The organism is Qipengyuania gaetbuli, assembly GCF_020171365.1.
Lineage (GTDB): Bacteria > Pseudomonadota > Alphaproteobacteria > Sphingomonadales > Sphingomonadaceae > Qipengyuania > Qipengyuania gaetbuli_B.
In genome coordinates this window covers 2360679-2384411 of record NZ_JAIUZO010000002.1, presented here as the reverse complement: position 1 = coordinate 2384411, position 23733 = coordinate 2360679, and the positions used below count along the sequence as shown (strand labels likewise).

29 protein-coding genes are annotated in these 23733 nt (G+C 64.1%); 12 read left to right on the top strand and 17 right to left on the bottom strand.

Annotated features, from left to right (window positions below; genetic code table 11):
• Positions 1–134: 134 nt before the first annotated feature.
• From rpsF to LCL94_RS12295, 8 genes are all read left to right on the top strand, one after another.
• Positions 135–500, top strand: coding sequence for a 30S ribosomal protein S6 (gene rpsF / locus LCL94_RS12330; RefSeq protein ID WP_160606847.1), 366 nt, complete (start codon positions 135–137; stop codon positions 498–500).
• Positions 500–724: a 30S ribosomal protein S18 gene (rpsR, locus tag LCL94_RS12325; protein WP_160606845.1), complete on the top strand. Its 225-nt coding sequence runs from the start codon at positions 500–502 to the stop codon at positions 722–724. The genes rpsF and rpsR overlap by 1 nt, the downstream gene beginning before the upstream one ends.
• A gap of 12 nt (positions 725–736) precedes the next feature.
• Positions 737–1354 carry a 50S ribosomal protein L9 gene (rplI, locus tag LCL94_RS12320; protein ID WP_222553526.1) on the top strand — a complete coding sequence of 206 codons (618 nt, stop codon included), beginning with the start codon at positions 737–739 and terminating at the stop codon, positions 1352–1354.
• Positions 1355–1477: 123 nt separating this feature from the next.
• Positions 1478–2917 (top strand): AMP nucleosidase, encoded by a 1440-nt coding sequence (locus tag LCL94_RS12315; protein WP_222553527.1) that lies wholly within the window; start codon positions 1478–1480, stop codon positions 2915–2917.
• An 87-nt stretch (positions 2918–3004) separates the two neighbouring features.
• Positions 3005–3463, top strand: a complete 459-nt coding sequence (locus LCL94_RS12310) for a hypothetical protein (protein WP_224832449.1) — start codon at positions 3005–3007, stop codon at positions 3461–3463.
• A 53-nt stretch (positions 3464–3516) separates the two neighbouring features.
• The gene (locus LCL94_RS12305) at positions 3517–3858 is read left to right on the top strand and encodes a hypothetical protein (RefSeq protein ID WP_224832448.1); all 342 of its coding nucleotides are present in this window, start codon (positions 3517–3519) and stop codon (positions 3856–3858) included.
• Positions 3806–4210 carry a hypothetical protein gene (locus tag LCL94_RS12300; protein ID WP_224832447.1) on the top strand — a complete coding sequence of 135 codons (405 nt, stop codon included), beginning with the start codon at positions 3806–3808 and terminating at the stop codon, positions 4208–4210. The genes LCL94_RS12305 and LCL94_RS12300 overlap by 53 nt, the downstream gene beginning before the upstream one ends.
• An 81-nt stretch (positions 4211–4291) precedes the next feature.
• A complete protein-coding gene (locus LCL94_RS12295) occupies positions 4292–5065 on the top strand; it encodes an SDR family NAD(P)-dependent oxidoreductase (RefSeq protein ID WP_224832446.1) in 774 nt (257 codons plus the stop codon).
• A gap of 9 nt (positions 5066–5074) precedes the next feature.
• Here the strand turns inward: LCL94_RS12295 and rimK are convergent, their stop codons facing one another.
• From rimK to LCL94_RS12260, 7 genes are all read right to left on the bottom strand, one after another.
• Entirely contained in the window at positions 5075–5980 is a 906-nt protein-coding gene (gene rimK / locus LCL94_RS12290) for a 30S ribosomal protein S6--L-glutamate ligase (protein ID WP_222553532.1), read from the bottom strand.
• Positions 5977–6438 carry an ATP-dependent zinc protease gene (locus tag LCL94_RS12285; RefSeq protein ID WP_224832445.1) on the bottom strand — a complete coding sequence of 154 codons (462 nt, stop codon included), beginning with the start codon at positions 6436–6438 and terminating at the stop codon, positions 5977–5979. The genes rimK and LCL94_RS12285 overlap by 4 nt, the downstream gene beginning before the upstream one ends.
• Positions 6435–7442 carry a beta-propeller fold lactonase family protein gene (locus tag LCL94_RS12280; RefSeq protein WP_224832444.1) on the bottom strand — a complete coding sequence of 336 codons (1008 nt, stop codon included), beginning with the start codon at positions 7440–7442 and terminating at the stop codon, positions 6435–6437. The genes LCL94_RS12285 and LCL94_RS12280 overlap by 4 nt, the downstream gene beginning before the upstream one ends.
• A gap of 2 nt (positions 7443–7444) precedes the next feature.
• Positions 7445–9307 carry a M2 family metallopeptidase gene (locus LCL94_RS12275; protein ID WP_224832443.1) on the bottom strand — a complete coding sequence of 621 codons (1863 nt, stop codon included), beginning with the start codon at positions 9305–9307 and terminating at the stop codon, positions 7445–7447.
• Positions 9308–9376: 69 nt separating this feature from the next.
• Positions 9377–9913, bottom strand: coding sequence for a hypothetical protein (locus tag LCL94_RS12270; RefSeq protein ID WP_224832442.1), 537 nt, complete (start codon positions 9911–9913; stop codon positions 9377–9379).
• Entirely contained in the window at positions 9906–10664 is a 759-nt protein-coding gene (locus tag LCL94_RS12265; RefSeq protein ID WP_224832441.1) for an alpha/beta fold hydrolase, read from the bottom strand. Before LCL94_RS12265 ends, LCL94_RS12270 begins: the two co-directional genes overlap by 8 nt.
• Positions 10661–11308, bottom strand: coding sequence for a 2-hydroxychromene-2-carboxylate isomerase (locus LCL94_RS12260; protein WP_224832440.1), 648 nt, complete (start codon positions 11306–11308; stop codon positions 10661–10663). The genes LCL94_RS12265 and LCL94_RS12260 overlap by 4 nt, the downstream gene beginning before the upstream one ends.
• Positions 11309–11399: 91 nt before the next feature.
• On the opposite strand from LCL94_RS12260, the gene LCL94_RS12255 reads away from it, so the two are divergent.
• From LCL94_RS12255 to LCL94_RS12245, 3 genes are read left to right on the top strand one after another with little or no spacing between them, the layout of a single operon-like run.
• Positions 11400–11846, top strand: a complete 447-nt coding sequence (locus LCL94_RS12255) for a MarR family winged helix-turn-helix transcriptional regulator (RefSeq protein WP_224832439.1) — start codon at positions 11400–11402, stop codon at positions 11844–11846.
• Positions 11839–12924 carry an HlyD family secretion protein gene (locus tag LCL94_RS12250; RefSeq protein ID WP_224832438.1) on the top strand — a complete coding sequence of 362 codons (1086 nt, stop codon included), beginning with the start codon at positions 11839–11841 and terminating at the stop codon, positions 12922–12924. The genes LCL94_RS12255 and LCL94_RS12250 overlap by 8 nt, the downstream gene beginning before the upstream one ends.
• Positions 12925–12927: 3 nt before the next feature.
• The gene (locus LCL94_RS12245; protein ID WP_224832437.1) at positions 12928–14511 is read left to right on the top strand and encodes a DHA2 family efflux MFS transporter permease subunit; all 1584 of its coding nucleotides are present in this window, start codon (positions 12928–12930) and stop codon (positions 14509–14511) included.
• Here the strand turns inward: LCL94_RS12245 and LCL94_RS12240 are convergent, their stop codons facing one another.
• The 8 genes from LCL94_RS12240 to LCL94_RS12205 form a co-directional block, all read right to left on the bottom strand.
• The gene (locus tag LCL94_RS12240) at positions 14512–15084 is read right to left on the bottom strand and encodes a hypothetical protein (RefSeq protein WP_224832436.1); all 573 of its coding nucleotides are present in this window, start codon (positions 15082–15084) and stop codon (positions 14512–14514) included.
• Positions 15081–16106 carry an aspartate-semialdehyde dehydrogenase gene (locus LCL94_RS12235; RefSeq protein ID WP_224832435.1) on the bottom strand — a complete coding sequence of 342 codons (1026 nt, stop codon included), beginning with the start codon at positions 16104–16106 and terminating at the stop codon, positions 15081–15083. The genes LCL94_RS12240 and LCL94_RS12235 overlap by 4 nt, the downstream gene beginning before the upstream one ends.
• An 85-nt stretch (positions 16107–16191) precedes the next feature.
• Positions 16192–18438: a S9 family peptidase gene (locus tag LCL94_RS12230; protein ID WP_224832434.1), complete on the bottom strand. Its 2247-nt coding sequence runs from the start codon at positions 18436–18438 to the stop codon at positions 16192–16194.
• 385 nt (positions 18439–18823) lie between these two features.
• Positions 18824–19192 carry a 50S ribosomal protein L19 gene (rplS, locus tag LCL94_RS12225; protein WP_160606806.1) on the bottom strand — a complete coding sequence of 123 codons (369 nt, stop codon included), beginning with the start codon at positions 19190–19192 and terminating at the stop codon, positions 18824–18826.
• 10 nt (positions 19193–19202) lie between these two features.
• Positions 19203–19928, bottom strand: coding sequence for a tRNA (guanosine(37)-N1)-methyltransferase TrmD (gene trmD / locus LCL94_RS12220; RefSeq protein ID WP_224832433.1), 726 nt, complete (start codon positions 19926–19928; stop codon positions 19203–19205).
• 11 nt (positions 19929–19939) lie between these two features.
• The gene (locus LCL94_RS12215) at positions 19940–20362 is read right to left on the bottom strand and encodes a hypothetical protein (protein WP_224832432.1); all 423 of its coding nucleotides are present in this window, start codon (positions 20360–20362) and stop codon (positions 19940–19942) included.
• A 99-nt stretch (positions 20363–20461) separates the two neighbouring features.
• A complete protein-coding gene (locus LCL94_RS12210; RefSeq protein ID WP_224832431.1) occupies positions 20462–20806 on the bottom strand; it encodes a hypothetical protein in 345 nt (114 codons plus the stop codon).
• Positions 20794–21747: a carbon-nitrogen hydrolase family protein gene (locus tag LCL94_RS12205; protein ID WP_224832430.1), complete on the bottom strand. Its 954-nt coding sequence runs from the start codon at positions 21745–21747 to the stop codon at positions 20794–20796. Before LCL94_RS12205 ends, LCL94_RS12210 begins: the two co-directional genes overlap by 13 nt.
• A 56-nt stretch (positions 21748–21803) precedes the next feature.
• Between LCL94_RS12205 and LCL94_RS12200 the strand changes: the two genes are divergently transcribed.
• Positions 21804–22724 (top strand): NAD(P)/FAD-dependent oxidoreductase, encoded by a 921-nt coding sequence (locus tag LCL94_RS12200; RefSeq protein ID WP_224832429.1) that lies wholly within the window; start codon positions 21804–21806, stop codon positions 22722–22724.
• Here the strand turns inward: LCL94_RS12200 and rimM are convergent.
• Entirely contained in the window at positions 22721–23206 is a 486-nt protein-coding gene (gene rimM / locus LCL94_RS12195) for a ribosome maturation factor RimM (protein ID WP_224832428.1), read from the bottom strand. The two genes, LCL94_RS12200 and rimM, sit on opposite strands and share 4 nt — an antisense overlap.
• 9 nt (positions 23207–23215) lie before the next feature.
• The gene (rpsP, locus tag LCL94_RS12190) at positions 23216–23722 is read right to left on the bottom strand and encodes a 30S ribosomal protein S16 (RefSeq protein WP_222553545.1); all 507 of its coding nucleotides are present in this window, start codon (positions 23720–23722) and stop codon (positions 23216–23218) included.
• Between the last annotated feature and the right edge of the window lie 11 nt (positions 23723–23733).

Sequence of the window (23733 nt, the reverse complement as noted above, 5' to 3'; positions counted from 1 at the left end):
GGCTTGCATTCGCGCAGAATCCCGCTATGTGCGCGCATCCCTCGCTTCCGGGCGACGGATATGAAGAAAGCCGGAGGGGCCCCGCAATCCCGCGGATCAGCCAGCGATCGGCCAGCAAGTGAAAGGACAAGAGCATGGCTCTCTACGAGCATGTCTTCTTGGCGCGACAGGACCTGAGCCAGGCTCAGGTAGACCAGCTCGCCGCCACGGCGACCGAAATCGTCGAAGCGAACAACGGTAAGGTCACCAAGACCGAGACCTGGGGTCTCAAGAACCTCGCCTACAAGATCGACCGTAACCGCAAGGCGCATTTCGTTCTGCTCAACATCGAGGGCCCCGGCTCCGTCGTTGCCGAACTCGAACGCCAGACCCGCATCAACGAAGACGTGATCCGTTACATGACGATCGCCGTCGACGAGCACGAAACCGGCCCGTCGGTCATGATGCGCAAGAACGAGCGCGACTCGAAGAAGCGCCGTGAACGTGAGGAGCGTGACTGATGGCCCGCCCGTTTTTCCGCCGCCGCAAGTCGTGCCCCTTCGCCGCCAAGAACGCGCCGAAGATCGACTACAAGGACGTCCGTCTGCTCCAGGGCTTCATGTCCGAGCGTGGCAAGATCGTCCCGTCCCGCATCACCGCCGTCAGCGCGAAGAAGCAGCGTGAGCTGGCCAAGGCCATCAAGCGCGCCCGCCAGATCGGCCTGCTGCCGTACATCGTGAAGTAAGGGGAAGACATCATGGATATCATTCTCCTTCAGCGCATCGAAAAGCTCGGCACGATCGGTGACGTCGTCACCGTGAAGGACGGCTACGCACGCAACTACCTGCTTCCGCAGAAGAAGGCCCTTCGCGCCAACGAGGCGAACAAGAAGGTCTTCGAAGCCAACCGCGATCGCCTGGAAAAGGAAAACGCCGAACGCCGCACCGAAGCCGAAAAGGCCGGTGAAAAGGTCGACGGTGTCGAAATCACCCTGATCCGCGCTTCGTCGAACGCCGGCCAGCTTTACGGCTCGGTCAACGTTCGCGACATCGTGAACGGCCTTGCCGAAAAGGGTCACGAGATCGACAAGAAGCAGGTCATCATGGGCAACCCGATCAAGACGATCGGCATGCATGACGTGCGCATCGACCTCCACCCAGAAGTTTCGGTCACCATCAAGGCCAACGTCGCCCGTTCGGACGACGAAGCCGAGCTGCAGAGCCAGGGCGTCGATGTCCTTGCGCAGATGTTCGAAGACGAACAGCGCGAGATCGAAGAGCAGGCCGAAGCAACCCGCATCGAACCCAACCTCGAGCCCGGCGAAATTCCCGCCGACATGCTCGAAGGTGGCGACGAAGAGAACGCCGAGGGCTGATCTCTTCGACAACCGGACAATCAGGGCGCGGCGACTTCGGTCTCCGCGCCCTTTTTGTAACAGGCGCCTTCCTGTGGCAGGAGGTGTCACGAAAACAACAAAGAGCCAGGAGAAAAACCAGCCATGGAATCGATCGACCAGATCATCGACAAGCTTGAATCCGTCTACGATGCGGCCATCCACCGCCTGCGCGACGACGTGATCGCTTTCGGAAAGACCCGCGAACTGCCTGCCGCCGAACGGCGCAAGGACGGCAGCTACGCCTATCCCGAACTTCGCCTGCTGTTTCGCGGCGGTGTAATGCCCGACGGTGCCAACCGCGCCTTCGGCCGGCTCAACATGCCGGGCCTCTACGCGACCACGGTGACCCGCCCCGCCCTGTTCCGCAATTACCTGCGCGAACAGCTCGAACTGATCGGCTCGAACTACGAGGTCGAGGTCGAAGTGGGTTCCTCTCGGCAGGAAATCCCCTTCCCCTATGTCCTCGACGGCGAGGCCGGCGCGGTTCTCGCCGGGATCGACCCCAACGAGATCGCGCGCCACTTCCCCTCCACGGACCTCGCCGATATCGGCGACGAGCTGGCCGACGGTATCGAGCTCGACAATCCGGACGACCCGATCCCGCTGTCGCTGTTCGACGGATTGCGCACCGATTTCAGCCTTGCGCGACTGGCCCACTACACGGGCACCGACCCGCAGCACTTCCAGCGCTTCATCCTGTTCACCAACTACCACCGCTATGTCGACGAGTTCGTCGACTGGGCAGGCTCGCAGCTGGGCAGGAACGGTTACACCGCGCTGGCCGGTGCCGGCGGCCTGCTGTTGACCAAGGCGACCGACAATGCACGGGCGCAGCTGTCGGACACGGCATGGCGCCGCCACCAGATGCCCGCCTATCACCTCGTGGGCGAAAACGGCGGCGGGATCACGCTGGTCAATATCGGCGTCGGCCCCTCGAACGCGAAGACGATCTGCGACCACCTTGCGGTGCTGCGCCCCGAAGCCTGGCTGATGATCGGCCACTGCGGCGGTCTGCGTCCGAGCCAGAAGATCGGCGACTACGTCCTCGCCCACGCTTACCTGCGTGACGATCACGTGCTCGACCCGGTGCTACCGCCCGAAATCCCGCTTCCCGCCATCGCCGAAGTCCAGCAGGCGCTGGCAGGCGCAGCGGAAGAGGTGTCGGGCGAACACGGCAGTGACCTGAAGAAGCGCATGCGCACCGGCACCGTCGTCACCACCGACGATCGCAACTGGGAACTGCGCTACACCAGCTCGGCCCGCCGGCTCTCGCTCTCCCGTGCGGTCGGCATCGACATGGAAAGCGCCACCATCGCTGCCCAGGGATATCGCTTCCGCGTGCCCTACGGCACGCTGCTGTGCGTCTCGGACAAGCCGCTCCACGGCGAAATCAAGCTGCCCGGCCAGGCGAACAAGTTCTACGAGGAAGCCATCGCGGCCCACCTCCAGATCGGTGTCACCGCCTGCCGCCTGCTCCGCGAAGAAGGCCCGCGCCTCCACAGCCGCAAGCTGCGCGCTTTCAACGAGCCGCCCTTCCGGTAATCGCCTAGGCAGTAATACGCAGGCCCACGCTATCCGGCCCTTTAAGGGCGTTCGTTATCCATGACCTCCCGAAGAAGGAGGTGAAGCATGCGAAAGAGGACACTTGGGCTTGCGACTGCCGCTAGCGGAGCGGTGCTGGCCGCGCCGATTGCGGCGGAGCCTGTTACATTCGATGGTTCGCTTTTGGCCACCTGTTCGCTGATCGTGTCGGACGGTGCCCTTGCGCCGAATACCGATTACACCAGCTTATCATCGGAGAATTCAGGCGGCGCTGCGGCGACTGTAACGGTCACGGCCTTGGGCAGTGATCCCACGCTATCCTTTGGTGCCCCGACCATCACCTCGGCGAACGATGTCTCGGGCATCACGCCGCAGATCAGGTACACTTCGCTCGACGGTGCCTCCCAGGCCTATACCAGCGCGCAGTCGACCAGCACTTCTTCCGATCTGGCGGACGTCTACACCGTCCATGCCAAGGCCGAGGACCCGAGCGGCTTCGCTGCCGGTGACTATTCGATCGTGACGGTGGTCACATGCTCAGGATGAGCCTTGTTCGAAGCCTCTGCCCACTGGTTCTTGCCGCAAGCGCGGGGAGCGCAATGGCTGTCGGGCTTGGACCGCTGGAAAAGAGCGGCACCACCGCCAGCGAACGCAAGGGTCTCTACCTCACGCTTCGCAATCCCTATCCGGGCGCGCATCGCTTCCGCGCGTTCGTGGAGGAAGGCAGCGGCATCGCAGCCGAACGCGTCACCATCCTTCCGTCAGTCAGTACCATCGCCCCAAGGGCAAATCGCCGGATCCTCGTCGTTGTCGACGGGCTGGTTCCGGGCGAAGAGGTCCGCTTCCGCCTGTGCGCCGAGCGGATCGAGGAAAGGAGGGTTTCCGTCCATGCACGCGTTTGTTCGAAACTCGGCGCTCGCCGCCTGCGCAGCACTCGCTAGCACACAGGCCCATGCGCAATCGCAAGGTGTCCATCTTCCCGCCGCTCCGCACGGGACCGGCGGCGAGGATTCGATCGAGACCGCCAGCGGAACACGCTGCCGCCAGTCGATGAACTCGAACGGCGCCTATCTCGACATGGGCGCTGCGGGGAGCGCCGCCAGCCCGCTGCCGGAAGACGACAATGCGCTGCGCTTCTACAGCCCGGAGCGTGACCAGCGCGCCCTCGTATACGTGCGCGTCACCATCCCGCTCGGCGAGAAACCGGCGCGGCTCGACTGCACGCGGCTCTACGAAATGGAGCTGGCCCGACTGCGCGAGGAGATCGAACTCCTCAAGATGGCCGCAGAATAGCGAGACGCACGCGTCCGGCTGACTTGCGCTTCCCACCGCCGGGGATTTGCGTGATAACGCCCCCTGTAAAGAGGGGATGTCATGACCGAAGCCGTAAACCGCTCCCGTTCGATCGCGGGCCGCATAGCCGTAATCACCGGCGCTGCCAGTGGCATGGGGCGCGCAACCGCGCTGCTGTTCGCCAAGGAAGGCGCACGCGTCGCCGTGACGGACCGCGACCTCGCGGCCTGCGAGGCGGTGGCGCGTGAGTGCGGCAACGGGGCCAGGCCCTACGCGCTGGACGTCGCTGACAAGGACGCCATCGCCTCGGTCGTCAGCCGGATCGCTGCTGATTTCGGCGGGATCGATATCCTGGTGAACAATGCCGGCGTCTCGAGCTTCTGCGCGCTCGATGCGGGCGAGGAATACGAGGAGGTGTGGCACCGCGCGCTTGCCGTCATGCTGACTGCCCACCAACGTACCGTGCGCGCCGCCCTGCCCCATTTGCGCGCCAGCGATGCACCGCGGATCGTGAATATCGCCTCGACCGAAGGCCTCGGCGCAACCCCCGGCGACACGCCCTATGTGGCGGCGAAAACCGGCGTGACCGGCCTGACGCGCGGGTTGGCGGTCGATCTCGGGCCCGAAGGCATTACGGTCAATTGCGTGTGCCCCGGCCCCATCCGCACCGCGATGACGCAGGCCGTGCCGGAGGAACACAAGGAAACCTTCGCCCGGCGTCGCACCGCGCTAAAGCGCTATGGCGAGCCGGAAGAGGTCGCGCACGTGATCCTGTCGCTGGTGCTGCCCGCAGCGAGCTACATCACCGGAGCGGTGATACCCGTGGACGGGGGGCTCACGGCAAGGAACGCCTGAAGGAAGGGTTCAGCCCGTTCCCTTGGTCTTGGTCTTGCCGTCCTTGGCGCTCTTCTCGATGAACTCGATGATCATGCCGGCAATGTCCTTGCCTGTCGCCTTCTCGATGCCTTCGAGGCCTGGCGAGGAGTTCACTTCCATGATCACGGGACCGTGGTTCGAACGCAGCATGTCGACGCCGCAGACGTTGAGGCCCATGCGCTTGGCCGCATTGACCGCCGTGGCGCGTTCGGCCGGCGTGATCTTGATGAGTTCGGCGCTGCCGCCGCGGTGAAGGTTGCTGCGGAAATCGTCGGCCGCTCCGGTGCGCTTCATCGTCGCGACGACCTTGCCGCCGACGACCAGCGCGCGGATGTCGGTGCCGCCCGCTTCCTTGATGAATTCCTGCACCAGGATGTTGACGTTGGCCCCGCGGAAAGCCTCGATCACCGACTTGGCCGATGACATGGTTTCGGCAAGCACGACGCCGATGCCCTGCGTACCTTCGAGCAGCTTGATGACCACCGGCGGCCCCTTCACCGCCTTGATGATTTCTTCAGCCTGCTTGGGGTCGTTGGCATAGGCCGTGAGCGGCAGGCCGAGGCCGTGCTTGGCAAGGATCTGCATCGAGCGAAGCTTGTCGCGGCTGCGGCCGATGGCGACGCTTTCGTTCAGCGGCCAGCAGCCCTGCATTTCGAACTGACGCAGGATCGCAAGGCCGTAGTTCGTGATCGAGGCCCCGATGCGCGGGATCACCGCGTCGTAGCGGGCGACCTTTTCGCCATTATAGAACACCTGCGGCCGGTGGCTCGCGATGTGGACGGTGCAACGCGTGGTGTTGAGGATATCGAGCGTGTGTCCGCGCGCCTCCGCTGCCTCGACAAGGCGCTGGTGCGAATAGAGATTGGGATTACGCGCCAGCATGGCGATCTTCATGGCTTGTGGCCTTTCTTGGTCTTCATTTCGGGCGTCTGGAGCCAGGAATACCCTGAATCCACGAGAAATCGGCGACGCAGCGAAGAGCGGCCGACCAGCATGGGGAATCTCATGTCCGCGCGATTGGCTAGGCTGATTTCGGCACGAAACTCGAGATCGCCAATACGCAACGGCGTCTTGATTACATAGCGATATTGCGTCTCGCCATTGGAACTGGTGATGCCGCGGATATCGACGTGGACCGCTTCGCACACCTGGCGGACGTGCTGCGCGCCGAAATCGACAGCGAAACGGACGAATTTCTCACCGTCACGCTCGAATTCCTCGATCACTTCGCCGTGGAGCGAGGACGTGCGCGCGCCGGTATCGATCTTGGCAGGTACGCCGTGGAGGCCGAGTTCCGGCAAATGGACCAGCTCGCGCCAGCCGACGACAGAAAGGTCCTTCGACTTGCTCACTGGATAACCGCCATTCCATCACCTCCGCCTTCGCCCGGGAGCCTGCGTAGCACCCTGCCGGTTGCGAAATCGACTTCCGCGATGGTGTTCGCGGTGGTCTCCGCCACGTAGATGCGCTTGCCATCGGGCGACCAGAGGATGGTCACCTGCGTCTTCGCTTCGGCTTCCTCGCGGCTGGACACGGCAATGCTGCGCACGGCCTTGCCGCTGGCAAGATCGATGACTGTCAGGCCGCCATCCGCAAGGTCGCTGGTAACTGCGAAATCGCCCTGCGGGCGGATCGCGATGCGCAGGGGAAAATCGCCCGTGGCGACTTCCTGCCGGATTTCCATGGTCTGCGGATCGAGCGCAAAGGCCTTGTCCGAACCGCGGGCCGAAACCCACAACGTCTTTCCGTCGGGGCTGAGAGCGATGCCTTCCGGCTCTTCGCCCACTTCAACCGACAGCGGCGCTCCTTCACCCCGCAGCGAAACGCGGGTTACGGTGCGCGACCCGAGATCGGTGGTCCAGACGGCATCGGCCGCAGGCGAGACCGCCAGCATGTGGCTGCCCCGCTTGCCGGTGGCGAACGAGAGGCTCACGTCGCTTTTCCCCTTGTGGGGATTGAACAGCACGTGGACCGCCTGCTGGCCCTCGGCAGTGACATAAATGTGCCCGTTGGAGTGCCAGACGATCCCGTGCGGGCGTGCATTCGGCCCGAGATCGTGGCTGGCGACCAGCCCGAGGTCCGACGTGCGGAAAATATCGACCGTCGTCCCGCCATAGCAGGCGAGCGCGACGTAGCGGTCGTCCGGCGAGGTCGCGAGTTCATGCGGGTTGGCGCAGCTTTCGACCGAGACAACCTGCTCGCCCGTGGCCAGATCGACCTTGGCGAGCCGGTTCTCGAACTTGCCCGCCACGAACAGCGCGCCCGACACGCCTGCCGGAGCCGGCGCGGACGGCGCCTCCCCGGCTACCGGCGCGCAGGCCGCGACCGAAAGACCGAGGAGAGCGAGTGTCCGCATCCTTACCACCCCTGCGGCTTGCCCTTGTTCTGTTCTTCCAGCCACGCCATCAGCGGCGCGAAGTATTCGACCATCGCCTTGCCGCTCATCTGGCGTTCGCCGGTGAAGGCTTCGAGCGCGTCGGGCCACGGCTTGCTGGCGCCCATTTCGAGCATGGCGTTGAGGTTCTTGCCGACCTCCTCGTTGCCGTAGAACGAACAGCGGTGCAGCGGCCCTTCCCAGCCCGCCTGGTCGCAAGCAGCCTTGTAGAACTGGAACTGCAGGATCCGTGCGAGGAAATAGCGCGTGTAAGGCACGTTGCCGGGGATGTGGTACTTGGCGCCCGCATCGAACTTGCTCTCGTCACGCGCGACGGGCGGCGTGATGCCCTGGTACTGGAGGCGCAGGTCCGTCCAGCCGGCATTGAGCTTGTCCGCCGGGATCGAGCCGTCGAACAGGCCCCAGCGATAACGATCGACCATCAGGCCGAACGGCAGGAAGGCCACCTTGTCCATCGCCTGGCGCAGCAGCAGGCCGATATCCTTGTCTGCACTCGGCACGTCCTTGGGATCGAGCATGTCGATCTGGACGAGATATTCGGGCGTGATCGACAGCGCTACCATGTCGCCGATGGCTTCGTGGAAGCCGTCGTTCGCGCCGTTGAGGTGCAGGTAGTCCTGCTGGTTGTAGGCACGCTGGTAGTAGTTGTGGCCCAGCTCGTGGTGGATGGTGATGAAGTCGTCGGCGTTCTTCTTGATGCACATCTTGATGCGCAGGTCGTCGACATTGTCGATGTCCCAGGCGCTGGCATGGCAGACGACTTCACGGTCCTGCGGCTTCACGAACTGGCTGCGTTCCCAGAAGGTTGCGGGCAATTCCTTGAAGCCGAGCGAGGAGAAGAAATCTTCGCCCACGCGGACCATGCCGACTTCGTCCACGCCCTTCTTCTCGATCAAATCGGTGAGGTCGTAACCGATGTCACCCGCCCCGGCGGGCGCAACCAGCGGGTAGATATTGCCCCATTCCTGCGCCCACATATTGCCGAGCAGGTCGGCACGGATCGGGCCGGTGGCGGGCTGCACCGCATCCCCGTGCTTCTCGTTCAGCTTCGACCGGACATAGGTGTGGAGCGCCATGTATAGCGGCTTCACTTCCTGCCACATCCGCTCGGTCTCGGCGGCGAACTGGTCAGGGTCCATGTCGTAGTTCGAACGCCACATGGCGCCGAGGTCCTTGAAGCCCAGCTCCTTCGAACCTTCGTTGGCGATGGAGATCATGCGCAGGTAATCGCCGCGCATCGGGGCGCCGACATTGTCGTGCCAGCTGGTCCACATCTCGGCCAGTTCAGCGGGCGTCCGCTCGGGATTGCCCATCTCGGCCTCGATATCCGAACCGCTGATTTCCTTGCCGTTCAGCGTGCCCTTGCCCTTGCCGTACTGGCTGTTGAGGCTGGTGGCGATTTCGTTGAGTTCGGTGGCCGCGCCGTCACGCACCGGGGCAGGCATCACGATGCCGTTGCGCAGGATGTCGAGCTTGCGGGCGACTTCGGGATCGAGGCCGGCCACGCGGGCATATTCCGCCGCCTTGTTGGCATAGGCGACCGACTTTTCCGTCGCGACCGCGCCGTACTTGGCAGCCAGCGCATCGCTGTCATGCATGATGTAGGTAGAGTTGATCCATGATACGCGGCCGAATTCTACCGAGAAGTCGAACAGGTCCTTCTCCACCATGGCGACCCACGCGGCGGCACCGGCCGGCGTCATCGGATAGGGGTCTTCCGAGGCGACGGGCGCGAGCGGCGCGCTGGCGACGGGTTCGGCCTGCGCACTGGTGCAGGCGGCCAGCGACATGGCGATGGCGGATACGGCGACGGGGGCGAATTTCATGGGGATCCTCTCGTGGGGAAATGCGACTGGTTTCTTCTGCTACCGGATTGCACCTGCAACCCGCCATAATCAAGCGCTTCGACGTCGCTCTACCCTGAACCAGGCCAAGGCCACGACAAGCGAGGGGAAGCCGATGAAGAAAGCGGCCATCTTGGGCTGCTGCGCGCTGGCCGCAATCGCGGCCAGCGTGTCGTTGCCGCCCGTCACGAAGCCCTGAATGGCCTGGCAGAAGGTCTCGGTGAAATCGAGGATGCCGAAGGCCGCATAGGCAAGGATTGCAAGCCCGGCGAGCGCCCTCAGCAGGCCCGAGCGCGCAGCCTGCCGGATGAGCTTGCCGCCCATCACGCCGCCCGTGCTGTAGAGGACGATGAAGAGCAGGTCGAACAGGATGGCGATTTTGAAGAAATCCATCGCCCCGGCCGCACGCCAGCTGGCGTGGATGTCTTCGACGCGCTGGGCGGTGGCCGCGACCTGGTGATCAAGCATGCCCTGCGGTGCGATATCGGTGACGAGGCGGTCGTTCTGGCTCACCAGCGCGACGATAATCACGATTCCCGTCAGCCAGAGCAGCCAGAAATTCCGCCAGTTCGAACGCGTGCTATCCATCCTGTACCCCCAGCCAGTTTGCCATCGCCAACCCGAGATCGGGCTTGGTCACACTGCCCATGTGCGTGCCCGGCACCTCGACATAGTCCGCATTGGGCAGCAATTCCGCCAGCGCAGGCGCCGAGCCGTTGTCGCGATCCTCGTCGCCGCAGACCACCAGCGTCGGCATGGTGACGTTGGGCAGCAGGCCGAGGTCGAGATCGGGCATGGTGTCGAGCAGCAGGCGCGCGGCCACCCGGTCCACGCCCTGCGATTTGAGGAACTGCATCGAGAAATAGGCCGGATCGCCGCGCGGGATATTCTCGAACTCGTCGATCACGCGCTTGAAATAGCCGCTGCGCTTGGCCCATTCGCCAAGGCCGGCCGTCCCCATCCCGCCCACGATCAGCCGTGCAGGATGCAGAACACCGTGCGCGACCGCGTGGAGCGAGGTGCGCGCACCCAGCGAAAACCCGCCGAGATCGTAATCCTCGAGCCCCAGGTGATCCACCAGAGCCGCCACATCGCGCACCAGCACGTTGAGCGGGTACTTCTCCGGCTCGCGCGGGGCCTCGCTTTCGCCGTGTACGCGAAAATCCAGCATCAGGACCTCGTAGCCCTTGTCTGCGATGGCCTCGTGGTGCCCCCACTTGATCCAGTTCATCTGCGCGCTGGAAAACAGCCCGTGCAGCAGGACCAGAGGACGCCCGCTACCATGCCGGTGAAGCGCAAGCTGCGTGCCGTCGAAACTGGCGAAGCGTTCGGTGATCATCGCTTGGCGAGCCCCTTTTGCTCCATGCGCCATTTGACCATGTCGATGCGGTCTTGCCCGAAGAAGGGTTCGCCTTCGAACACCAGCGTCGGCACGCCCCAATGGCCTGCCGCCTCGAGGCTGGACTGGTTGGCTGCGATTTCGGCGTCGAGCGCTTCTGGCTCGGCTTCGACCTCGGCGGAAACTTCTGCCGGGTCGAGACCTGCCGCTTCCAGCGCGCGTTCGAGATGGTCGCCTTCGTCCCAGCCTTCCTGTCCGCCCCAGATCATCCGGCCTGCTTCGGCAGCGAAGACAAGGCCCTTGCCACGCCTCGCCGCGGCCTGCCCCATGCGCGTCACGCGCCGGATACGAGGCTGGTCCTCCGCAATCTCGCGGGTCATGATGTTCTGCACGATGGGATCGGGCCGGGGTGCGCCGAAAGGAATGCCGTGGAACTGCGCCACCCGCATCATGTCGCGCATGGTGTAGCCCAGCCAGTTGGGGTGGTTGCGCTCGAAGAAATCGGGTTGGCGGATCGCCAGCGGATAGACCGGCTTCAGGGCGATCTCGAGATCGTATTCCTCCGCCATGGCGCGATAGCGGCCCACAGACAGGTAGCTGTAGGGCGAGCGGAAGCTGAAATAGAGCTCTGCGTGAAGGGTCATGCTGCCTGCCTAGCCTTCCCTTGCACCGGATGCCACCGCACATTCGAAATTTGCAAGTTGCAATAATAAGCCTTGTTATTATATGTGCAGCATGGAAACCAACATCGGCTATCTCTTGTCGGACAGCGGGCGCGTGCTTCGCCGCACCTTCGACGAACGCGTCCGCAGCCTCGGCCTCACCGCGGTGCAGGCCCGGCTGCTGCTCAGCCTCGTCAAGTTCCCGGACAACAACCAGGCTTTCTATGCCGACCGTATCGAGGTCGAACCGATCACGCTCACGCGGATCGTCGACCGGATGGAAGAAGCGGGCTGGGTCGAACGGGTCGCGGATCCGGCCGACCGTCGCGCGCGCCTCCTCCACCTCACCGACAAGAGCCGCGAGATCGTCGAGCGCCTGCGCGCCATCGTCGATGGCCTCGTGGCCGACATGGCCGAAGGGCTGAGCAAGCAGGAACAGGCGACGCTCGCCAACCTACTCGATCGGGTTTCCGCAAACCTGTCTGCCGACCGCACACTCAAGGACGTCGCAAATGGCTGAAGCCGATCCCGAAATCAGTCTCGAGAATTCCCGCCCGGCGGATGGGGCCACGATGACCAGCGAGCCTGCACGCAAGCGCCAATGGAGCCGCGTGGTGCTGATGCTCAGCGTCCCCCTCGCCCTGCTTGTCGCCGGCGCTTTCTACTGGCTGTCGCTGCAAGGCAAGGTCACCACCGACAACGCCTATGTCCAGCAGGACAAGGTGTCGGTCAGCGCGCTGGTGGGCGGAGAAATCACCGAGGTGCTCGTCGGCGAAGGCGACAGCGTGAAGGAAGGCGATTTGCTGTTCCGGATCGATGCGGAGCCTTACCGCTTGCAGATCCAGCAGGCGAATGCGGCAATCGCTTCGGCGCAGGCCAATGTCACCGCCCTGGCCAATTCGTCGGACCTGTCGGGCACGGACATCAGTGCAGCGCGCGAGGATATCGCTTTTGCGCAAGCCAATTTCGACCGGCAGGACGCGCTCTTCCAGCGCGGCTTCCTGACCAAGGCCGATCACGATGCGGCCCAGCACCGTCTCAACCAGGCGCGCGAGGCGCTGCGGCAGGCGCAGGCCCGCCAGCAGGCCGCCCGTGCCAAGCTGGCCACCGGTGCCGCCGTTCCGGGCGAGAACCCGCAGGTCGCGGCCGGCAAGGCCCAGCGCGCGGTCGCCGAACTGGCGCTCCGCCGGACCGAAGTGCGCGCCCCGTCGGCTGGCCGCGTGGCGCAGGCCGAGCGGCTCCAGCTTGGCCAGCAGGTCGTGCAAGGGCTTCCCGTACTCACTCTGATCGAGGACGGCAGTTCCTATGTGGAAGCCAACTTCAAGGAAACCGACCTTGCCGACATGCATATCGGCCAGCCGGCGGAAGTGCATTTCGATGCCTATCCCGGCCTCGTCCTCAAGGGCCACGTAGAGTCCATTGGCGCCGGTACGGGCAGCGAGTTCTCCGTCATTCCCGCGCAGAACGCGACCGGCAACTGGGTCAAGGTGACGCAGCGCGTGCCCGTCCGCATCGCGATCGACGAAAAGAGCCCCCGCCCGCTGATCGCCGGCCTTTCGACAGAGGTGACGGTCTTCACCGACGGCAAGAAGCACTGATCCATGGCCAGCCGCGCACTACCGGCAGGCAGCGCCAGTGCGCCTGCGGCCAAGGCTGACGTCGCCCAGCTTCCGGTTGCGAATCCGGGCCTGCTGATCGTCGGGATCATGGCGGCTTCGCTGCTGCAGGTGCTCGACACGACCATCGCCAATGTCGCGATCCCGCACATGCGCACCGCGCTGGGCGCGACGACCGAGACGATCACCTGGGTCCTCACCAGCTACATCATAGCCAGCGCCGTTGCCCTCCCGATTACCGGCTGGCTGGCCGACCGCGTCGGCGGGCGGCGGTTGTTCATCTTCTCGGTCGCGGGATTCATCGTTTCCTCGATGCTGTGCGGCATGGCGCAGAATCTGGAAGAGATGGTCCTCTTCCGCGCCTTGCAGGGCGTGACGGGCGCATTCATCGCCCCGCTCAGCCAGGCCTTCATGCTCGATACCAACAAGCCGAGCCGCCATGCGCAGATGATGGCGCTGTGGGGCATGGGCATCATGATCGGCCCGATCCTCGGCCCCGTGCTCGGCGGCTGGCTGACCGAGCAGGCGAACTGGCGCTGGGTGTTCTACGTGAACCTGCCGATCGGCATTCTGAGCCTGGCAATCCTCGTCACCCAGCTGCCGCACCGCGACACGGTGAAACGCCGGTTCGACATATTCGGCTTCCTGATGCTCGGGGTTGCGCTGGCCGCGTTCCAGATGCTGCTCGACCGCGGGCAGACGCTGGACTGGTTCGACAGCCTCGAAATCTGGCTGTGGACCTTCCTGTTCGTCTCGGCGACCTGGATGGCGGTGATCCACCTGGCCACCGCGCGGGACGGGCTGTTCGACCGGGCGCTGTTCCTCGACCGCAATTTCGCCATTGCGCTGGGGTTCATGCTGGCCATCGGTGTCGTGATGTTCGCGACCATGGCCCTGCTCCCGCCGATGCTGCAGCAACTGATGAGCTACGACGTGATCGATACCGGTCTCGTCCTGATGCCGCGCGGTGTCGGCGTTCTGATCTCGATGCAGTTTGCCGGGATGGCCATGCGCCGCAATCTCGATGCGCGCCCCGTGGTTGCCGCGGGTTTTGCGATCTGTGCCTTCTCGCTCTGGCAGATGAGCCACTGGTCGCTGGGCGTGGACCGTTTCCACATCGTGTCGTCGGGCCTCATCCAGGGCCTCGGCATGGGCCTCGTGTTCATCCCGCTCAATGTCAGCGCCTTTGCCACGCTGGCGCCGCGGCTTCGCACCGACGGGTCGAGCCTGATGAACCTGTTCCGCTCGCTGGGCGCCTCGGCCGGAATATCGCTGACAACGGTCATGCTTGCCCGGAACATGCAGACCAGCCACGCCGATATCGCCGCCAACATCACGGGCGCGTCGGTATCCAACATGGTCGATGTCGGTACGGTGGACCGCTACCAGAACCTGGGCGATGTCGCTCTCAAGATGATCGACCTCGAAGCGACCAGGCAGGCCGCCATGGTCGCCTATGTTGACGACTTCTGGATGATGATGTGGATCACCATCGCCGCGATCCCGCTGGCGTTCCTGATGAAGCGAAATTCGCAGCCGGCAGGAGCCATGCCCCCGCCGGGCGAATGATCAGCGGAAGAAGCAACTGAGGCCAGCTTGCAGGCCGGTTATCGTGCCCTGTTCCGAAAAGCCCCGGATCGTGCCGAAATCACCGGTGGTGTATTCGAACTCGCCCGGCAGAGTGCTGTCGATTTCGCGCACTTGCCGTTCCGACTTGAGCGCATCGATCGTCACGCCTGGACGGATGCCGTCCGAAGTGGCCACGCCTTCACCGGTCTGGAGGAACCAGCCGGCGAACTTGTCGTCCTGGAATGCGAGTTGCAGCGGGCCATAGGATACGAAGTCCATCGGCCCTGCCCCGCATTCCTCCTGCCGCGAGGTTTCGCCGGCCGCGCCCCAAGCGCTTTCGGCCATCTTCTCGACATCGGCGCGGGGAGACCCGAACCGCAGCACCATGGCGCTGTCCGCGCTGGCGCCGGCGACGCCGTTCGCATTGACCACCAGCTTCGTGCCTTCGAACCGGTCGGCAGCAGGGGCCTGCTGCGCGCCTGACGAGGTGTCGTCGCTTGGCGTCGTCTCAGCCCCGCCGCAGGCGGCGAGAGCGAGTGCAAGAGCGGCGAGCGGGAGGGTGTGCCTGATCATCCCTTCTTAAGGCATTCGCGGCCGAGGAGTTCCGCGATCTGCACCGCGTTCAGCGCTGCGCCCTTGCGCAGGTTGTCCGACACGCACCACAGGGTGAGGCCGTTTTCGACCGTCGCATCCTCGCGCACGCGGCTGATGTAGGTCGCGCTGTCGCCAGCCGCCTCGATCGGGGTCGTGTAGCCGCCATCCTCGCGCTTATCGACCAGCATGATGCCGGGCGCCTCGCGCAGGATGTCCTGAGCCTGTTCGGCGGAAATCTCGTTCTCGAACTCGATGTTCACCGCTTCGGAATGGCCGACGAAGACCGGCACGCGCACGCAAGTGGCGGTCAGCTTGATCTTCGGGTCGAGGATCTTCTTGGTCTCGACCACCATCTTCCACTCTTCCTTGGTCGAACCATCGTCGAGGAAGACGTCGATGTGCGGGATCACGTTGAAGGCGATCTGCTTGGTGAATTTCACCGGTTCGGTCGGATCGCCGACGAAGATGTTGCGGCTCTGCTCGAACAGCTCGTCCATGCCTGCCTTGCCGGCTCCGGAAACCGACTGGTAGGTCGACACGACCACGCGCTTGATGGTGGCTGCATCGTGCAGCGGCTTCAGCGCGACGACCAGCTGCGCGGTCGAGCAGTTGGGGTTCGCGATGATGTTCTTCTTGGCATAGTCGTGGATCGCGTCCGGGTTCACCTCGGGCACGATCAGCGGCACGTCCGGGTCCATGCGGTAGAGCGAGCTGTTGTCGATCACCACGCAGCCTGCTGCCGCCGCCTTGGGCGCGTATTCCTTGGCCGGACCGCTACCGGCGGCGAACAGGGCAATGTCCCAGCCCGCCCAGTCGAAATGCTCGATATTCTTGCACTTGAGCATCTTGCCCGTGTCGCCGAATTCGACCTCGGTGCCGACCGAACGGCTGGAGGCGACGGCCGCCACTTCGTCGCAGGGAAACTCGCGCTCGGCGAGGACCTGCATCATTTCGCGACCGACATTCCCGGTCGCGCCGACCACGGCAACACGATAACCCAATGCACTTCTCCAAAATCTATGCGCCGCCGAGATAGCGATTGGTTTCGCGCCCGCAAGCGCACATTCGATTGCGGGCGCTAAAGCGTCACTCCGGAGGCGTTACCCCGTGCGCTTCGAGGAAGCGGAACACGGTGTTGTAACGGTGCGGGCTGATCTGCTCGCCCGACACCCGGTGGGTGTAGCCGGGGTAGAGCATCATTTCGAACGGCACGTTGGCTTCCTGCATCTTCGAGATGATCTCGGTCGCGTTCTCGAACACGACGTTGTCGTCCGCCATGCCGTGGATGATCAGCAGCGGATCGGTGATCTTCGCCGCATCGGGAATGGCCGATGCCTTCTCATAAGCCTGCGCGTCGGCCTGCGGCGTGCCCATGTAGCGTTCGGTGTAATGGGTGTCGTACAGCTCCCACTTGGTCACCGGAGCGCCGGAAATGCCCGCGGCATAGAGGCCCGGATCGGCCTGGAGCTGCTTCAAGGTCATGTAACCGCCATAGGACCAGCCATCGATAGCGATCTTGTCCGCGTCGACGAAATCGAACTGCGTGAGGAATTCGGCGCCCGCCTTCTGGTCGCGCACCTCGACCCCGCCCATGGCACGGTAGATCGGCTGCTCGAACTTCACGCCGCGGTTTGCGCTTCCCCGGTTATCGAGCGCGAACCAGATATAGCCCTTGTCGACGATTGCCTGCCGCAAGGCGCCGTTCCAGCCCTTGTTGACCGTCTGCGGGCCGGGTCCGCCGTAGTGGTAGAAATAGACCGGGTACTTCTTGCCCGGCTCCAGCGGGGGCGTGACCATTTCCCAGTAGAGCAGCGTCCCGTCCTCTGCCGGAAGCACGCCGTATTGCGTAGGCTGGTGGCTGGCGAGATAGGGCGCGTAAGGGTGGTCGGCGGTAAGCTCGTTGCGTTCGATCCAGGCAAGCTGGTTGCCCTGCCCGTCGGCGATATAGCTCTGCGGCGGGATGTCGTCGTTTGAACGGGTCACCAGCAGCGTCTGCGCCTTGCCGTCCATCGTGCCGGCATTGGTGTAGAACAGGTCGGTCAGCCGCTCGACCTCGCCCGGATTGGCAAGGTTGAAGGCGTAAATCTGCTGGGCCAGCACATCGTCCCTGGTCGCCTGAAAATAGACCCGCCCCTGCTCCTGGTCGACGCCGAGCAGCTTGGTGACCACCCATTTGCCCTTGGTCAGCTGGGTCCAGTTGCCATCGGCATAGCGGTAGAGGTGTCCGAAGCCGTCGCGTTCCGACCACCAGATGAGGCTGCCGTCGTCGAGCCACTTGTAGTCGTCCGACAGGTTGATCCAGTAATCCTCCATCGCCGCATTTTCGGTGAAGAGCACTTCGCTATTGCCCGTGGCGGGATCGACCTTGAGCACGTCGAGCACGGTCTGTTCGCGGTTCTGGCGCTGGACGTAGAGCACCGAACCGTCCGGCGCCCAGTCGACGCGGGCAAGGTAGATGTCGGTATTCTCGCCGAGGTCCACCTTCACGCGGTTCTGGCCGTCGGGGTCCATGACGAACAGTTCGACCACCGCGTTGGGACTTCCCGCGACAGGATAGCGCTGGTCGAAGACCTTGGTGCCGGTCGCGCCGATCGCGGCGCGCGTGACGATGCCGACCATGCTCTCGTCGAAGCGTTCGACGGCGATGCGCCGGTCGTCGGGGCTCCACCAATAGCCAGTGAGGCGCGCCATTTCCTCTTGCGCGACGAATTCCGCCTCGCCCCAGCGGATGGCATCGCCTTCCTTGGGGGTTACGGGGCTTGCCTCTGCCCCGACGTCACCGACCCACAGCTGCCTGTCGCGCACGAAGCTGACATAAGCACCCGTGCTGCTGAGCGAGGGATTGAGTTCGCTTTCCTCGGTGTCGGTAAGCTGGATCACCTCGCCGCCGATGCGCGCGAGGTAGAGATCGCCGTCGAGCGGCACCAGCACGGCGTCGCCTTCCTTGGTCCACTGGTAGCTGATGATGCCCTTGAGGCTACCGACGCGGGCGCGTTCGCGCTGCATCTTCTCGTCTTCGGACAGTTCGCGGCCCGTGCCCAGCTTCTCGCTGTCTACCAGCATGGACCAGTCGCCCTTTTCGCGGTCGTAGGCCCACAGATCGTAGCGCTCGCGGTCGTCCTCGCGGTTCTTCAGCAGGGTGAGATAGCGCCCGTCGGGCGACAGCTTGGCCTGGCGCGGCGCGGGCCCGTCGAGCGAGGGCGAGGCGAAGACGCGTTCGAAGGTGAGATCCATGGGCGCGGTTTCCCCCGTGTTGCTGTTGTTCTGGGCCAGTGCGGGCGCTGCCAGGCAGGTGCCGAGCGCCAAGGCAGCGGCGAAGGTCAGTTTGCGCAAGTGTCTCTCCCATTCTGCGACGGCCCGCTCTCGCAAGCCGCGCCGCGAAAGGCAAGGATTCGCACCGACCGGCAATTTCATGCCTAATTTGGCCTTAAGCGCGCTTCCTTAAATCCCCTTAACGCCTTGCCGCCACAAGGGTCCCTGTCATCGGGAGCCTCTTTCCGGCTCACTGGCTCCCGGAGGCATCAGACCGGGCCGCAAGGCTCATCATGATCCCCACGTGACAAGGGCGGTGCTTTCAGGAGCACCGCTCTTATTTTTTGGCCATTGGGAGGCGGTGGTTTCAGGAGCACCGCCCTTATTTTTCCGCTCTTGGGAGGCGCTCCAAACGAAAAGGGCGGCCCCGCAGGACCGCCCTTCGAATTCGCATTGCTTGCAAGCCTTACGCCTTGGGGGCGTTGACCTTGCGTTCCGCGATACGAGCGCGCTTGCCGGTACGGCCGCGCAGGTAATACAGCTTTGCACGACGCACGACGCCGCGGCGGACCACGGTGATGCTGTCGACGATCGGGCTGTAGAGCGGGAACACGCGTTCCACACCTTCGCCGAACGAAAGCTTGCGGACGGTGAAGTTGCTGCCCATGCCGCGGTTCGAGCGGGCAATGACAACGCCTTCGAAGTTCTGGACACGCTCGCGCTGGCCTTCGACGACCTTCACGCCAACGCGGACGGTGTCACCGGCACGGAATTCGGGGATGTCCTTCCCGAGGTTCTCGATAGCTTCAGCTTCGAGCTGCTGAATCAGGTTCATGACCTAAGTCCTAGTCTTTTCGCCGCGCGCCAGAGGCAGGCTGGTCCCGATCGCCACTGTAGCGATCCCAAAGGTCCGGCCTGCGTAACCGTGTGTCATCCTCGCTCCTTGCCTTGCGCCAAGCAGCGATTTTCGCATGATCCCCCGATCGCAGCACTTCAGGGATCGTGCGCCCTTCCCATTCCTGAGGTCGGGTATATTGCGGGTATTCCAGGAGACCGTCCTCGAACGACTCCTCGTGCCCGCTTGTGGGCGCGCCCATTACTCCGGGAAGCAGGCGAATGCAAGCGTCGAGAATCGCCAGCGCGGCGGGCTCTCCGCCCGACAGGACGATATCGGCAAGGCTGACCTGCTCGATCTGCCGATAGGCCTCGAAAATCCTTTCGTCGAAGCCTTCGAACCGGCCGCACAGGATGGTGACGCCGGGGCCGGATGCGATCTCGCGGATACGCTCCTGCGTAATCGGCTTGCCGCGCGGCGTCATGGCGAGGATCGGGCGTTCGTCCGCAACGCTGGCAATCGCCGCGCCGATCACATCGGGCTTGAGCACCATGCCCGCCCCGCCGCCTGCCGGCGTATCGTCGACCGTGCGATGCTTGTCCGTGGCAAAATCGCGGATCTGGACCGTCTCGCAAGACCAGTCCCCCCGCTCGAGCGCGCGGCCGGCAAGGCTGATGCCCAGCGGCCCGGGAAACATCTCGGGGTAAAGCGTCAGGATGGTGGCGGCGAAGGTCACAATTCTAGCTTCTATTCGTATCTTGAGTAGATGGCGGATGATTGCGCCTTCCGAACTCGTAAAGCATCGAAAAACGAAGCTGTAGCGACAAAAAGAGAGGCGCCCAAAAGGATCGGCCATGCATCCACAGTTTGCCCAGCGGCCTTCGCGAGCCTTGCCCAGAAGTCACCGCCACTTGATGCTCCTCCAAAAAGGAGAAAAATCACGAACCAGAAAGGCACTACCGTAAAAACAACGAAGATTATTCGAAACAAACTAGACCGGCGTGGCCAGACCCGATGAACGAGTACACCTAGGAAGAAGCTCGGAATTGAGAATACCAACGATGTGCCCACCAGACCGACAAAAATCCCCAGGTAATCCGCTGCTGTCGGGCAATCAAAACAGAACACCTCTTGCGGAGCCGCATTCGCGGGGGCGGCGACCATGGCCAAGTCTACCCCTAGCTCGACCATACGACGTCACGCTGTCCGAAAACTAACTCGGGATAGAGAGTGAGGATGGTGGCGGCGAAGGTCATCGGGGCAAAGCGGTCAACGACGGGCCATGACCCGGTGCGCCACGAAATAGCTCACAGGCCAGCCCACGATCACCGAAAACAAGGCTAGGACGCCCACGATGGCGATGCCGAGGACCTCGGGCCCGCGAAAATCGGGTTCCAGCGCTGTCGAGAAGGCTGCGAGGAAAAGGATCACGCTGAGAACGGGCAGGAGAGCTGAGCCCAAAAGGGAGGCCCATCGGGCACTGGACCGGGGCCGGATGCTCCTGACCCCGGCCGACACCAGCAGGGCCACGCCGCAGTACACGCCCAGCACGACTGCCAGTCCGGCAAGGGCCAAGCCGACCAGAATGACAATTCCCCAACTCACTTCGCCCACGTGACCCCTCCTTTGGGTTTCCTGTCGACAGTCAGTTCGAAAACGTCCGGCCGCGAATAGTGGCCATCGGTATCGAGGCTGGCCAGCCCGTGGCCGATCTCGTCCAGATCGAGTTCCGCGAACAGCGTTTCCTCGCCTTCGCCTGCCTGCGCGATGATCCGCGCATCGGGCGCGGCGATCAGCGAGCCGCCGCGGTTGAGCGTGTCGGACGAGATGGCCTCGATCAGTTCGCGCGCCTCGTCGTTACCACCGGCCCGCTCCAGACCGTCGAAGAGATCGTCCTTCGCCTGTACCAGCCCTGCCGCCAGCACGAAGCAGCGGCCCTCCATCGCATAGTGACGGCTGGCAATGGCGTATTGCTCGCGCACGGTCGGCCAGGCAGCCACGTGCACGCTTTCGCCGAGGTTGTGCATCGCTGCGCGGGCGAGCGGCATCCAGTGCTCCCAGCAGATCAGCGAGCCGACGCTGCCCCACTCCGCCTGGTGGACGCCCAGCGTCGAGCCGTCGCCGCGCATCCACACCAGCCGTTCGCCATGGGTGGGAACGAGCTTGCGGTGGTCGAGCACCGGCACGCCGGGCCGGAAGGTCATCTGGTTGTTGTACAGGCTCTGCCGCACCCGTTCGTGCGCGCCGATGGAAATGACCGCGCCGCTTTCGTCGCACAGCTCTTGAAGAGGCAGAAGCCGCTCGTCATTCGCGACCACCGCCTGCTCCAGCAGCATACGGTGCAGAGCGCGCGTGCCGGGATGGTCCCACAGCGCCGCACCCGGTGCCTCGTCGAGCCACAGCGGATAACCGCCGAGGAAAGTCTCGCCGAACGCGACCAGCTTCGCCCCGCCCTCGATGGCCTCGCGGGCAAGGCGGAGGGCCTTGTCGATCCCGTCGCCGATGGCGAGCGGCACAGGCGCTGCCTGCACGATGGCGACTTGGAGCTTGGTCATGGCGGTCCGGTTAGCGCGGGCGGCACCGTTTTGCCATCCCGCGCGTTCACGCAGGCATGAGCGAGCATATCGACGACTGCATCATCGTGGGCGCAGGGCCTGCAGGGCTGACCGCCGCGATCTACCTTGCGCGTTACCACCTCGGCATCCGCCTGTTCGATTGCGGCACCAGTCGGGCGAGCTGGATCCCGCGCAGCCACAACCATGCTGGCTTTCCCGACGGCATCAACGGCGAGGAACTGCTCGAGCGGATGCGCGAGCAGGCGGCGAAATACGGCGCCCTGCGCGAGCCCAAGCGCGTGACCGACCTATCCCAACCGGACGAATGCTTCACCGTGACCTGCGGCGAAGAGACCTATCGCGCCCGCACCGTCCTGCTGGCGACGGGCGTGGTCAACAACCGGCCCGAGGGCATGGACGACCAGCTGCATGACGAGACCCTGTCGCGCGGGCTGCTACGCTATTGCCCGGTTTGCGACGGCTACGAGGTGACCGACAAAAAGGTCGCCGTGATCGGCACGTCGGACCACGGCACGGCCGAGGCGCAATTCGTGCGCACCTTCACCGCCGACCTGACGCTGGTTTCGCCCGGCGGCGACCACGATTTGTCCGTCCAGTGCTCGAATGCCCTCGACAAGGCAGGGATCGCCCGCGTCGCTGGTCCTTGCGGCAATTTCGCGATCGAGAACGGGCAATTGGCCTTCGATACTGCCGAAGGGCGCATGGCCTTCGACAGCGTCTATCCCGCGCTCGGTTCGGTCATCCGGTCGGGCCTTGCCAAGTCATGCGGGGCACGCGTCAGCGAGGACGGCAGCATCGAGGTGACCGACCATCTCGAAACCAGCGTGCCGGGTCTTTACGCGGCAGGCGACGTGGTGGTGGGCCTCGACCAGATCGGACATGCAATGGGACAGGCAGGCGTCGCCTCGACCGCGATCCGCAATACGTTGGCGGAAACGCGTCCGCTGAGGCGCTAGTCGACGAAATCCGCGTTGACGGTGAGCTTTTCCGCATCCCAGCCGGGAACGGCCTGCTGCGTCAGCGGGACCATGAATTTCTTGCCGTCGTGCTTCTCGATCTCGACAATTTCGGTCGCTCCGAAATTCTCGACCGCGAAGACGCGCCCTATGTCCTCGCCCGTGTCGGTGACGACGGGCAGGCCCAGGAGGTCGGAATAGTAGAATTCGCCCTCGTCCAGTGCCGGCAAGGCGGATCGCGGGACGGTCAGGACAGTGCCGCGCAGTTTTTCGGCGGCCGTGCGGTCCGGGACTTCGGCAAAGCGCGCGATGGCGCCGCCCTTGTTGTCGCTGCGGACCTTGGAGAGCGTCAATGCTCCCCCGTTGAAGCTCTTGTGCGGTTTCAGGGCTTCGAACCCTTCGCCGAACAGCTTCAGGCGGACTTCGCCCGCCACGCCATGCGCACCGGTGACGGCTGCCAGCGTGACGGGCTTGTCCTGCATCGAAAGGGCTTACTCGGCCTTTTCTTCGGCTGCTTCTTCAGCCGGAGCTTCTTCAGCAGCAGCTTCTTCGGCCGGAGCTTCTTCAGCAGCGGCTTCTTCAGCGGGTGCTTCTTCTTCGGCCGGAGCGGCTGCAGCTGCAGCGGCTTCTTCCTCGGCAGCCTTGGCGGCTTCTTCGGCTTCAGCGATCTTGGCGGCCTTTTCTTCGGCGCGTTCCTTGGCGGCTTCGCCCGGCTCACCCTTCTTGGGGTTGTTCTTAGGCGCACGCTCGAGGATGCCGGCGGCATCGAGGAAGCGGTGGACGCGGTCGGTCGGCTGGGCGCCAACCGAGAGCCAGTGACGTGCACGGTCTTCGTCGAGCTTCACGCGCTCGCCCGAATCCTTCGGCAGCATCGGGTTGTAGGTGCCGATCTGCTCCAGGTACTTGCCGTCACGCGGGCTGCGCGTGTCCGACACGACGATGCGGTAGTAAGGACGCTTCTTCGCGCCACCGCGCGACAGACGAATTGCAACTGCCATTTTACTTCACC